The sequence below is a fragment of the Paenibacillus konkukensis genome, assembly GCF_023523925.1.
Lineage (GTDB): Bacteria > Bacillota > Bacilli > Paenibacillales > NBRC-103111 > Paenibacillus_S > Paenibacillus_S doosanensis.
In genome coordinates, this window is sequence record NZ_CP027059.1 from 5,621,117 (window position 1) to 5,633,943 (window position 12,827).

The window sequence follows — 12,827 nt, forward strand, 5'->3', positions numbered from 1 at the left end:
AAGATCTTTAGATTGTCCACTAGGATCTTAAAATATCATCCGTGTTCGCCGCCCCCTATCCATTTTATACTTTAAAAGAACGGTGAAACGCCGCTTTATAACAACTCAAACCAAATAGGGGGCTTCATAGTGAATCGCATTATACTGGATACGGATATAGGGACAGACTCGGATGATGCCGTTGCTTTATCGCTCGCGCTGAGATCGCCGGAAATTAAGCTTGAAGGAGTTACGACCGTGTACGGGAATGTGCACGTTCGTGCGAACATTGCCAGGAAAATCATGAGGCTCTCCGGAGACGAAGAGGTAGCCGTGTACCCCGGGGTCGTACAGACTTTGCTGCGCAACCGCGAGGTGTTCTGGGCCGGCATCGAGGGTGAAGGGCTGGATATCGAGGACTCTAAGGAGAAAGACAGCAAGCATGCCGTGGATTATATCATCGAGACGGTGATGAACAATCCGGGCGAAATTACGCTGGTGCCTATCGGGCCGCTAACGAATATAGCTGCGGCGATCATTCGGGAGCCCGCTATTGCGAAGAATGTCAAAGAAATTGCTATGATGGGCGGCGTCGTTCGCTTGGGCAGCACCGCCGTAGAGCTTCCTCCGATTGAACATAATGTGAAATGCGACCCTGAGGCGGCATCGGTCGTATTTGGGAGCGGGGCCCCGATTCTTATGGTAGGGCTTGATGTGACGAGACAGGTTTCCATAACAAGAGAGGACAAGGACGATCTTGCGGTCTCGGGAACCCCGTTAGCCGTTACATTGACCAAGCAAATTGAAGGATATATGGATTACCGGCAAAGGGATTTCACCTACATGCATGACCCGCTGGCCGTAGCGCTTCTGATCAACCGCGAATTGGTGACGACGAGAAGAATGAGCGTCCGGGTCGATTACGATCATCGACATCCGACGGGAATCACGGTAGGGGAACTGGATGAGCAGGGGAATGTTGAGGTTTGTCTTGAAGTGGACCGCGAATCGTTCCTGCAGCTGCTTAAAGAACGAGTGTTTAGCTGATATAGGCTTGGATAGATAAAAAAGGGGGCTTTCACGTTGAAAAAATTACAAACCAGCATCGCCTGCTCGCTGGCTCTGCTGCTTCTGGCAGGCTGCTCCGGCACTTCGGGCAAAGATTCTCAGTCCGCCAAACAAGCGGACAGCGCTTCCGGAACGACCGAAATTTCGTATTTGGCCAACTCGATCTGGGAGAAGCCGATCAAGAAGGTCATTGACGAATTTGAGAAGGAAAACCCCAATATCAAGGTGAATCTGCAGCTTAGTCCTTCGACCAAATTGACCGAAACGATAGAAATCAAGCTCGCTTCCAAAGCGCAGGATCTGGACGTTATCTCTGTCGATGTTCCGTTAACGATGGGATATGCGGTGAAAGGATATTTGGAACCGCTCGATTCGCTGATTGGCGAGGATGCCAAGCAGAAGTGGATTCCTTCCGCCACCGATGCGGGCTCGTATCAGGGGCAATTAATGGCGGCTCCGATGAACACCTCCAGCGTCGTTCTGTTCTATAACAAGGATTTATTCCAGCAAGCGGGCATTCCGTTTCCATCGGATCAATTGGATTATAGAATGACCTGGGAGAATGTGGTGGAAGTAGCCAGGAAATTATCCAAGGATACGAACGGCGATAACCAAAACGATGTATTCGGTTTCAGCTTCGACCAGGTTGGCAAAGCCTATCAGCTGATTTCTCTTGGGCAAAGTAAAAATGCGAAGCTGCTGAGCGACAACGGCCTTACGGCTACGGGCTATACGAATTCGCCCGAAATGGTAAGCGCGTTCCAGTTCTACTCGGATCTGTTCAATAAAGAGAAAGTGAGCCCGAAGATCAAACGGGAGGAAGCGCTGGATTACTTTATTTCAGGTAAAGTGGCCATGTTCCTGGCTTCGACCCAGAATATGCCGCGGATTCAAGAGGCAGGCATGAATTTCGGCATCGCTCCTCATCCTTATTTCGCAGGCGGGAAAGTCGTGACGCCTACAGGAAGCTGGCATGTGGGCATCTCCAAATATTCCACGAAAAAAGAAGCCGCAGCCAAGTTCGTCAAATATTTGACGCTGGGTAAAGGCTCGCAAATTTGGTTCAATGAAAATGGGGCGCTTCCGGCTACTCTGGAACTGCTCGATCAGATCGATAAAGATCCCAAATACAATGAGTTTCCTAATAACATTATGAAATTGGCGGCCGGGGAAGCGCGCGAAACTGCGGCTACACGCCCCAAAACGCCGGGCTACCTGGAATGGGAAACCAATGTGAACAAAGCCTTCGAGGATATTAAGAACGGATCGGACCCGAAAAAGGCATTGGATGACGCTGCAACGCTCATTGACAGTCAATTAAAGAAATATCAGTCCGTAGTGAAGTAACTATAAGGCAAGGGATAGGCTAACCGTCCTGTCCCTTTTCTTTCAATAAGTTTTCTTAGGAAGCTAGAAATTTGGACGACAGAAGGTGAATGACATCAAAGCGCAGCGAATCACTCCTTATTTATTTTTATTCCCGGCGATGCTCGGCTTGCTCCTGTTCAAGCTGTATCCGGTGTTTAAAGGCTTGACGGACAGCTTGTATGCGCCGGCCTTTCTCAACGCAAGCGAAGCCTTCGTCGGATTGCAAAACTATACAACTCTTTTTACAGATCCGGTTTTCTGGAATTCATTGAAAATTACGCTATTATTCAACGTATTCGTCAATCCGATACAGGTTATTCTTGCCTTTATGCTGGCGCTATTGCTTAATGCGAAGCTCAAGCATATCGGGATATTCCGGGGAATTCATTTTGTTCCCGTTGCCGTATCGGTTTCTACTGCCTGTATTTTATGGAATATTATGCTGAGCCCCGAACAAGGAGTCGTGAACTCCATGCTGGTCGGGCTGGGGCTGGAGCAGCAGCCGTTTCTCACCAGCTCCAAGCAAGCTCTCGCATCGATTATCGGCATTTCGACGTGGAAAGGCATCGGCTATTGGGCGATCTTTTTTCTGGCCGGCTTGCAGGAGGTATCCGTTTCATTATACGAGGCGTCTTCCATGGACGGAGCCTCCCGGTGGCAGCAATTTATGCAGGTTACGTTTCCGATGATGAAGCGGTCTATCACGTTCGTGGCGGTATCGGTTACCGTCTCTAACTTCCTGCTGTTTTCCCCGATGTATATTCTTACCCAGGGCGGCCCGGAGCACAGCACGAATGTCTTGATGCTGGAGAGCTACAACAGCGCGTTCCTCTATTCCGATTCCGGCAGAGCGTCTGCGATTGTCATTATATTGCTGCTATTAACCTTAAGCATCGTCGCCTTGCAGTTTAAATTTTTGAAAGCCAAGCACTAGGGGGGATCACATGAAACGCAACAAGGGCTCGATTCCCGTAATGTATATCGCACATATCCTTCTGGGGCTTATCATCTTGCTGCCGCTGGGGTTTGCCTTAGTCTCGTCGCTGCGCCCCCTGGATGAAATTTTCCGCTACATGTCGCCTGTTTCGTGGAGGACGTTCATTCCGACTCATATTACTTTTGACGCTTATGTCTCGCTATTTACGGAGAGAGGCTTCGGGCGGATTTTCTTCAACACGTTTTACGTTTCGATAGTCAACGTTGTGATAGGGCTGGTTATCGCTTCCATGGCCGCTTTTGCCTTCGTCTATTTTGAATTTAGAGGCCGGACTCTACTGTTCTTCCTCGTCATTCTCACCTTTATGATCCCGTTTGAGGTGATCGCGATTCCTTTGTACGGCCTCGTCGATAAATTGGGATGGATCGATACGTATTCCGGCATCATTGTTCCCGGGTTGGCTAACGGGCTGGTCATCTTCCTCTACAGGCAATTTTTCCTCGATCTTCCCAAGGCGCTTATCGAATCGGCGCGGATTGACGGAGCTTCGTGGTTCAAAATTTATGCGGGAATCATTCTCCCGTTGTGCAAGCCCGTCACCGTAAGCGCGGGATTGTTAATTTTCATCCATCAATGGGAGTCGTTCATGTGGCCGCTGATTGCGACCCGGTCCAAAGCTTATAAAGTGATCCAGGTCGCCTTAAGCGATTTTGTCACCGAATTTGCAACGTACTGGAACGAGATGTTCGCCGGCATCATCATTGCCGTACTTGTGCCTGTCCTTGTCTTGCTGCCGCTTCAACGTTATTTTGTCAACGGGATCGCCAACACGGGATCGAAAGAGTAGCTTGCTTAAAGCGGCCGATCAATGATTACAGCGAGCGATAAAAAAATCGGTTTGGCTTGGATGCCAGGGGAGGTTGTATCCATGGGAAATATCGTAGTCGTCGGCAGCATTAATATGGATTTCGTATGCTATATTCGCAGGTTTCCGCAACCCGGAGAAACGGTGCAAAGCTACAGGACGGAGACGAAATCCGGGGGCAAAGGAGCGAACCAGGCTGTGGCCGCAGCGCTTTCCGGCGGGAAGGTCAGTTTGGTCGGGGCGGTCGGCAACGATTCCTACAGCAGGGACATCGTGTTTGGGCTTAGAAATTACCGCGTCGATACGGACCGGATCATGCAGAAAAAGAGTGATATAGGCACGGCCTTTATCGCCGTGGAGGAGTCGGGCCAGAATAATATTGTTATCAGCGAAGGCGCGAACGGTTGCTTGACGGTAGAAGATTTAAAAGACCTGCCGGAGCTGTTCGGCCCGTCGTCGGTGCTGCTGGTCCAGAACGAAATTCCATGGGCTTGCACGCGGGCCGCCTTGCAACTGGCCAAGGATCATGGAGTACGGACTTATTTCAATCCTGCTCCGGCATTAGGCATCGAAGAGGACGTATTTCCTCTGGTGGATGTTATGATTTTGAACGAATCGGAGGCTGAATCCATTACCTCCATTCGGCTTAGTGAAGAATTATCCGATGTAAAGCAAGCTGCAAGCCGGATTATCGCATTAGGGGTACGGGAAGTGATCATTACCCTCGGGGAAAAAGGTTCCTTCTACATGAACGATCAGGAAGAGAGTATATTCACTCCAGCATTCTCCGTCCATGCGGTGGATACGACGGCTGCCGGGGATACGTTCATCGGTTCGTTGATTGCAGCCAGGCAGCAGGGGACGCCGATCAGAGAGGCTCTGCGGCAGGCCAGCGCAGCTTCAGCCCTTGCGGTGTCGCGGGCCGGAGCTCAAGAGTCGATACCGACTGCCGAGGAAGTCGCCGAATTTTTGAGCCGCAGCGATAGCCGGGTTGGCGAACCGATTTAACTTTGCGGTGCGTTTGGCACGGCTTAAACGGGTTTAAACTTTACTGAAACATGCAGGAAGAGGCTGCCGGTGCACACAACCGGCGGCCTTTTTGCGCCCCATATATGAACCGGCTTGCAAAAACGCCCGCGATTCGGCATTGTATAAGTAAGACGATTATCGTTACCTGGTTAGGAGGAGCCCGGAATGAATCCCAAACCGCTTCGCTTCGCGGGAATTATTTTTGATATGGATAACACGCTGCTTCGGTCGCATATTGATTTTGCCCGGATGAAAAGAGAAGTGCGCGAATTGCTTCTCGGCTTCGGCGTGATGGAAGAGGAGACGGCTTGGGACAGGCATACGACAGTAACGATGATCGACTCGGCGCGTTCGCACCGCAATTATACGGACAGTGTGGATCGGGCCGTTTGGCGGCGCGTGGCCGCTATCGAAGAGGAGGGGATGGCCGGAGCGGACCTGGAACCCGGTGTCGCCGAATGTTTGGAGGCCATCAGCGGAAAGCTGGTGCTCACCGTGTTGACCAATAACGCGGATGCGGCGGCGTTCAAGGCACTTCGTGAAACCGGCATCGACCGGTATTTCGCGAAGGTTGTCGGCAGGGACGGCACCACGGCTCTGAAGCCGGCTCCGGACGGCGTGCAGCGCATCCTGCGGCAGTATGAAGCCATCCCGCCGCATCGCTGGTTATCCGTGGGCGATTCCTGGATCGACGGCATGGCGGCGCAATTAGCCGGCGTACCGTTCGTGGCGTACGGCCCCGGAGCCGCTCGGATGGAGGAGCGGGAGGTACGGCCGCTGGGCGCGATCGAAGCTATGCATGAGCTGATGCGATTTTTGTAGACGGGCTTTATTTTTTATAAAGAAAACTTTCCCTTTCTATGTAAGCAGATATTGGATATAATCTGTATTTATGTAATATCTGGGGGGCGTTATATGGAGAAGATCCCTTTATTTATTGTTACCGGCGCAAGCGGTGTCGGGAAAACGACAGTTATGCAGGAGCTGCGTGCCATACTGCCGCAGTTTGATGTATTTAGCACGGATATGGACAATTTCGGAACGACGGCTGCCAAATTAGAATACCAAGATCGGTTTAACTTATTGTTTCATTTTGCTAATGCGGTTGCGAAATCCGGAAGAGGAACGATCATTTGCGGCACGATGATGCCATGGGCGGCTGAAAAGTGCGATACATACAATGAATTCAGTGAAATATGCTTTATTAATCTGCATTGCGATGATGCGACTCGCAATCATCGTTTGCGCAACCGAGGAGATCGCGCCATGTGGACCGATGAGATGCTTAAGCAGCATGAAGAATTTGCCCAATGGCTTATTCAAAATGCAGAAACCGCATACAATCCTCCTATGCCCGTAATTGATACTACATCAACCCCACCGGCACAAGTCGCAGAGCACATAAAAAAATACATACTGAGTAAATGGAACCAACCCTGACGAGGCTGCCGCAATGAACGGCAGTCTCGCTGCGCTATGGGAAACGAGAACCAGGGTAGAGGCGGATGCGAGCCATCGCTTTTTAGATGAGTCTGATCATAGGGGAGGAAAGCTGCTATGCCGGATGATGCGAACTGTATTAAGGAAATATTGTTACAATATCCCTTTATCGACCCCGTTGTGGAATTTATTCGCCATAATGAAAACATCACTTACAAGGTAACCGAAAAGGGATCTGAAGATGCTTACCTGCTGCGGATACATAAACCAATAACCAAAAACATGCAGGGGGTACAAAACAGGCGCGAGGCGATTCAATCGGAATTGGAATATTTGTTAGCTTGGTCGTCTTGTTCTGAACTGCCTGTTCAAATCCCTGTTCCGAATCTAAACGGTGATGTAGTATCAAGCGTTGTCCTGGAAGGCGAAGAAGTATATTGTTCCGTCTTGAAATGGATTTGCGGGGAAACCATGTCCAGGAGCGACTTCGCCAGTGAAGAAATGGCGAGTACCTTGGGGGAGCGTGTCGCCCAATTGCACCAGTTTTCACGGAGTTTTAAACCGAGTTCCGGGTTTATAAGACCCGAATACGAGATCGCGTGGATCAATAACATGCTGACCAAATTGCGATCAGGTGAAAACATGGGTGTAATCCTTAGCGGCGAGTTCCAAATTATTGAAAAGGCATTTCCGCCGATAATCGATCGCATGAAAAGCTGGAGCAAAAGCATTGAGACATGGGGATTCATCCATGCCGATATTCACTATAGCAACTTCATTCGCACATCCAGGGGAATCTCGTTCATTGATTTCGGATTATCGGGGTTTGGATACTACGCAATGGATGTAGCTATGAGCGCCCTTTTTATTAAAAGCGAATTGCGGGATGATCTGCTGTCCGGCTACACTAAAGTGATTGCCGGGAACATAGATGTCGCACAGCTTGAGGACTTGATGTTTTTGAATATATGCGAATATTATGCATTTCTGGTCAGCAGAAGAGAAAAGCATCTATGGATACGCGAACATATGCCAAGCCTGATTGAACTTTGCCGATCGTTGCTTCAAGGTACACCGGTTTTTTATCGTATGAATCAAGTAGGCTTAGCCAACTAAAGAGGCTGTGCTTAATAAGAAGTTCCGCTAACAGGAGGCGATTGCATGGAAGTCAGACAAATGGCGACAGCATTCTTGATCCATCAAGAGCATGTATTAATGATGAAGAAAGCTCGCAGCAAACTATTTGATTTCGAGTTTTGGGGAGGCATTGGCGGTCATCTTGAATATGAAGAATTGAACTTCCCGATGAAAGCAAGCTACAGGGAAATTGAAGAAGAGACCGGGTTTAAGGAGAATGAAATCAACAACTTTAAACTTAAATACATTTTAATAGAAGACAGTCACGGTGAAATCAGACAGCAGTACGTTTATTTTGGTGAAACGACGCATAGAAACTTTATCGCTTCGGATGAGGGCGACTTGTTTTGGATTCATAAAAATGAACTGTTAAATCTAAAAACTTCGAAAATGATCCAATCTACAATTCAACATTTCTTGGAAAATCCTGATGAAACTAGCATTTGTGTAGGCTCGCTCACGGTTAATGATGAACAAATTCCACAGATCCAATGGACTACCGTAAAGCAGACGTCAACTTTTTAAACCTTGGAGTTAAATGAACGTACTTACTATCTAGATTTAGTCGGGCCTGTCTCATAGAGATGGGTCTATTTGCTTTATTATCCTATATATGAAACTAACTAGGCGATTTCGCGTCTAAATTAAAAAGGTACAAACAGTAAAAATCCGAACCAAATCGAATCGTATCGATATAGGTTGGAGGGGAGAAAAGAGCATTGAATAAACGATTAGACATACGGAAAGCGATCCATGCGCTATCCTCGCAAGAGGCCAAGCAGCTCCTCGCGGGCATTAAGCTTCAATTGGATTTGGTCGAGTTGAGCCCTAATGCGAATATAGATTTGTATAAAAACATCAATGACATGTACGAGCAGCTGCTGGTTCCCGATAGCCGGAAATCGATATGGGAGCCGGATGCGTCTGCCAGAAAGGTACATATCGTTTTCGGGGATTCTGCTGCCGCAAGCTTGAAATTGGCCATGAAGCAGCTGGGAGATGCGGAGGCGAGCAAGATGGTCTGCTTCCGCGACCTATTTTCCATCGGTCCTTTATGGCGGCTTCATGAAGAAAGGGGACGAGCGGCTAGAGGGGAGTGGTTCAAAGACCATATTAATAGCGGCAATGACGACGATGCTGATGATGATTATGGCAGTATGTATCACCAAAGACTGGACGAGCAAATGGCCCTTATTCCCGATGAAGCCTCCATTGTCATATGGAGCGGCGGCAATGCGCATGAGCAGGCAGGGCTTCGGTATGCCATGTATTTGCTCAAGGAAAGGAACAATCCAATCTTTACCTTCCATGCCGCAAAGGCGTGCGAGAGAAGGTTTTCCACTGCTGATCGGCAAATTCGCTATTCCCATACAGGCGAAATTTCCCCGGAGCTACTTCAGGAGATTGTTGGAGAGGCTGAGGAAGTCGGACCTTTACCACGGGAAACAAGAAGGCTGCTGGAGCAGGAATGGTTGTCGCTTGCAAACCGTGACGAAGTGCTGCGCACATGGGACGGAGAACGAATTGTTAATGTCCGTGAAGATCATTACGACGCTTATTTGCTGGAAGCCATAGACAAGCTGCATACCGGCCAATCCCATCGTGATTTTATTAAAGCGGCAAGGGTCATAGGCGAAGCGCTCGGCTCCTGTGAGCAGTACATTGGCGATAGTTATTTAGAATATCGGCTGAGGCAGTTGATCTACAACGGAGTTTTGGACATCAAAGGCGTGCCGCGGGCGATGAGGTATTATAGTGTAAGGCGTAAATAAGGGACAGAAGTAGGAAAATTGCAGGAGTTGAAGCCAATTCCTTTTGCAAAACGACCGGGACCGCTGATCCGTCAAAGGTGCCGGTCTATTTTCTGAGGCAGAACCGGGCATTATAATTGATATTGTGAAATCCATCACATGATACGGCGCTACCGCGGGCTATAATGAAATTCATACTGAGGATATGCATTTATATAGGAAAAAGAGGTGGACTCTATGCATTTTGAACTGGCGCATCCGGCTGATCAAATCATTATGATGATGGAGCGAATTTACGGTTACGGCATGACTACGACGTCCGGGGGCAATCTGTCCATACGCGACGAGAACGGAGATATTTGGATTACGCCCGCCGGCGTGGACAAAGGGGCTCTGACCCGCGAGGATGTGGTGTGCGTGAAGCCGGGCGGAACGTCGGTCGGCATTCATGCGCCGTCGAGCGAGCTTCCTTTTCACGAGCGCATTTATCGTGCCAGACCCGACCTGAAGGCGGTGCTTCACGCCCATCCGCCGGCGCTTGTCGCCTTCAGCATCGTCAGACAAATCCCGAACCTGCATTTGCTGCCCAACGATTACCGGATTTGCGGCGAGGTGGGGATGGCGGAATACGCGCTGCCCGGCAGCGAGCGGCTGGGGAGGAATATTGCCGACGTATTCGCGAGAGGAATCAACACGGTGATGCTGGAAAATCACGGCGTCGTGATCGGGGGTAGTGATTTGTTCGAAGCGTTCAAAGCCTTCGAAACGCTGGAGTTTTGCGCGAGGCTGGAGCTGAAGGCGAGACGGATCGGCGAACCGGTCGCCCTGACGCCCGAGCAGCTTGCCGAACGGCTGGCGGACACGCCGCAAGCGGAGGCTTTCGTTCCCGCCGGATTTAGCGCGAAGGAGAGAGGACTGCGCCGGGAGATGTGCCGGCTGATTCATCGCGCTTATCATCAGAAGCTTTTTACAAGCACGCAAGGCACGTTCTCGCAAAGAATCGACGGAGATTCGTTTATTATTACGCCATTCGATCAGGACCGGAAATACCTCGGGCCCGAAGATCTTGTAAGGGTGGACGGCGGCCGCGTGGAGGCGGGGAAGGCACCGAGCCGCTCGGTTCGGCTGCATCAATGGATTTACGATAAGCAGCCGCATGTCAATTCGATTATTATCGCTCATCCGCCGAATATTATGGCCTTTGCCGTGACGGCTGCCAAGTTCGATTCCAGGACGATTCCCGAGAGCTACATTTTGCTGAGAGGCATGCCGAAATTACCTTACGGCGCGGCTTTCCGGACGCCGGAGGCAACGGCGGAACGGTTTACTCCGGATACGCCGATCGCTCTCATGGAAAATGAATGCGTGATCGCCGTCGGGCACAGTCTGCTGAATGCGTTCGACAGATTGGAAGTGGCCGAGTACAGCGCCAAAGCGGTCATTTCGGCGGCAAGTCTGGGCGGCATCGTCGTTATGGATCAGGACAAAATCCGCGAGATCGACGAAGCGTTCAAGCTGTAGTGCAAGCTGAAGCGGGGTAGGCGCGACGATGCGTGTCAAACAACGAATCGATTATCCATGACAACTTGTGATTGTTTTCACATACATTCCCGTTCGGATACGGTATAGTGGGAACTAGCAAGAGATCATAGCATAAGGCCTAGAAGCCAACGGAGGGATAAGCGATGAGACAGCGCATGAATATGGATTTGCATTTTACGACGATCGGCCACCCGCTGTATGAATTCAACGAAGCGGTGCAGCGGCTTAGGGAAGAGCACGCGATGCTCGAAGAAGGGTTGGGCGAATTATGCGCCGCCGCCAAGGCGATCGGGGACGAGGAGCAGACGGACGATTGGACGGAGCCGCTCCTTGAATTGCGCGGGAAGGCATTGGCCTTTCAGCAGGAGCTGATGGCCCACAGCCATTGGGAGGAAGAGAAGATGTTTCCGATGGTCGCCTGGTATTTCGGCGAGGAGCCGGATCAATTCCCGCTGATGGAGCAGGAGCATGAGCTTGCCGAGCAATGCATCGAGGCGTTCATCAAGGCGGCCGACCGCATCCGTCATGCCGTGCGCCGCGCCGAGGCTCAAGATATGGCAGCCTATTTGCTGCAGGCCGGTTCGATATTGAAGCATCATTTCCGCCAGGAAGAAGAGATTATCGCGGCGCTCGAAGACCGTTCGAACCGGTACGGATTTTAGGCCGGGCGGCATCTAGGAGGGGGGATGTTCCATGGGCTTCGCCAAACCGGAGCAAATCGCGCTGCGCACCGTGCAATTCGGCGTGAAAAAAGCGAACCTGCCGCTGTCCGCCCAGCTTCCGCTCGGATTCGCCGCCGGCGCCTTCATCTCGCTCGGCTTTCTTCTGGCCATCCGCGTAAGCGCCGGCCTGCCTCCCGAATGGGAAGGCTTCCGCAGCTTCCTCGGAGCCGCCGTCTTTCCGCTGGGGCTGATCTTGTGCCTGGCGGCGGGCGGCGAGCTGCTCACCGGCAATATGATGGCCGTGCCCTTCGCCTGCATGGCGGGACGCATTCCGCTAAGGCGCGTTGCCGCCAACTGGCTGGTCATCACGCTGAGCAACTTCGCCGGGGCGATCTTCGTCGCCTATGCGTTCGGCCATCTTGCCGGAATGACGGAGCACGGGCCTTATCTGGCCCAAATGGTCGCGCTGACCGAAGCCAAGCTGGAAGAGCCGTTCCTGACGGCGCTAATCTCGGGGGTCGGCTGCAACTGGCTTGTCTCCCTGGCGGTGTGGACCGCGTACGGCGCCGACGACGGAGCGGGAGTGGTGCTCGGCATCTGGTTTCCGACGATGGCGTTCGTGGCGCTCGGCTTTCAGCACGTGGTCGCCAATATGTTTCTCATTCCGGCCGCGATTTTCGCCGGACAGGCGAGCTGGGGGGAGTATGCGGCTAATTTCGTCCCCGTTTTTCTCGGCAATGCGATCGGGGGTTGTTTATTTGTAGCCGGGCTCTATCGTTTGGCCTACAGACGGAAGCTGCGGGAAGGAGAAAGCGCGGAGGAGCAGGTCCGGCAGCAGGCGAAAGGGAGCAAGGAGCCGGCTATAAGGGAGCCGCAATTATGAGGTATTCGGGCCCGAGCGCCAGCAGCCGCTTGAATACAGGCCGATGACTGAGACCAATTTCGTTAAGGTGAAATTGGTCTTTTTGGCTTGCCGTGCAGCCAGAATGGGATCATTGGATGCGCATGAACGATAAAAGCGACCGCTGCACGCGGCCGCTCCTCTAACG

The 12,827-nt window shown here is 51.2% G+C and carries 13 protein-coding genes; all 13 read left to right on the forward strand.

Annotation, left to right across the window (positions count from 1 at the left end):
- Positions 1-129 precede the first annotated feature (129 nt).
- Positions 130-1,026: a nucleoside hydrolase gene (locus SK3146_RS24455; protein ID WP_249861214.1), complete on the forward strand. Its 897-nt coding sequence runs from the start codon at positions 130-132 to the stop codon at positions 1,024-1,026.
- Positions 1,027-1,062: 36 nt separating this feature from the next.
- Positions 1,063-2,394 (forward strand): ABC transporter substrate-binding protein, encoded by a 1,332-nt coding sequence (locus SK3146_RS24460; RefSeq protein WP_249861215.1) that lies wholly within the window; start codon positions 1,063-1,065, stop codon positions 2,392-2,394.
- A gap of 85 nt (positions 2,395-2,479) precedes the next feature.
- On the forward strand, positions 2,480-3,349 hold the full coding sequence (locus tag SK3146_RS24465) for a carbohydrate ABC transporter permease (RefSeq protein WP_249861216.1): 870 nt from the start codon (positions 2,480-2,482) through the stop codon (positions 3,347-3,349).
- A gap of 10 nt (positions 3,350-3,359) precedes the next feature.
- Complete coding sequence (locus tag SK3146_RS24470; RefSeq protein ID WP_249861217.1) at positions 3,360-4,199, forward strand: carbohydrate ABC transporter permease; 840 nt, start codon at positions 3,360-3,362, stop codon at positions 4,197-4,199.
- An 81-nt stretch (positions 4,200-4,280) separates the two neighbouring features.
- Complete coding sequence (rbsK, locus tag SK3146_RS24475) at positions 4,281-5,225, forward strand: ribokinase (protein WP_249861218.1); 945 nt, start codon at positions 4,281-4,283, stop codon at positions 5,223-5,225.
- Positions 5,226-5,411: 186 nt separating this feature from the next.
- Complete coding sequence (locus SK3146_RS24480) at positions 5,412-6,068, forward strand: HAD family hydrolase (protein ID WP_249861219.1); 657 nt, start codon at positions 5,412-5,414, stop codon at positions 6,066-6,068.
- A 93-nt stretch (positions 6,069-6,161) separates the two neighbouring features.
- Positions 6,162-6,686, forward strand: a complete 525-nt coding sequence (locus tag SK3146_RS24485; RefSeq protein WP_249861220.1) for a P-loop nucleotide/nucleoside kinase family protein — start codon at positions 6,162-6,164, stop codon at positions 6,684-6,686.
- A 117-nt stretch (positions 6,687-6,803) separates the two neighbouring features.
- Positions 6,804-7,802 (forward strand): phosphotransferase enzyme family protein, encoded by a 999-nt coding sequence (locus SK3146_RS24490; RefSeq protein ID WP_249861221.1) that lies wholly within the window; start codon positions 6,804-6,806, stop codon positions 7,800-7,802.
- A gap of 45 nt (positions 7,803-7,847) precedes the next feature.
- Complete coding sequence (locus SK3146_RS24495) at positions 7,848-8,348, forward strand: NUDIX domain-containing protein (protein WP_249861222.1); 501 nt, start codon at positions 7,848-7,850, stop codon at positions 8,346-8,348.
- Between the two features lie 194 nt (positions 8,349-8,542).
- Complete coding sequence (locus tag SK3146_RS24500) at positions 8,543-9,595, forward strand: DUF1835 domain-containing protein (RefSeq protein ID WP_249861223.1); 1,053 nt, start codon at positions 8,543-8,545, stop codon at positions 9,593-9,595.
- Positions 9,596-9,811: 216 nt separating this feature from the next.
- On the forward strand, positions 9,812-11,095 hold the full coding sequence (locus SK3146_RS24505; RefSeq protein ID WP_249861224.1) for a class II aldolase/adducin family protein: 1,284 nt from the start codon (positions 9,812-9,814) through the stop codon (positions 11,093-11,095).
- Positions 11,096-11,259: 164 nt separating this feature from the next.
- Positions 11,260-11,778, forward strand: coding sequence for a hemerythrin domain-containing protein (locus SK3146_RS24510; RefSeq protein ID WP_249861225.1), 519 nt, complete (start codon positions 11,260-11,262; stop codon positions 11,776-11,778).
- Positions 11,779-11,809: 31 nt separating this feature from the next.
- Positions 11,810-12,661 carry a formate/nitrite transporter family protein gene (locus SK3146_RS24515; RefSeq protein ID WP_249861226.1) on the forward strand — a complete coding sequence of 284 codons (852 nt, stop codon included), beginning with the start codon at positions 11,810-11,812 and terminating at the stop codon, positions 12,659-12,661.
- Positions 12,662-12,827 lie beyond the last annotated feature (166 nt).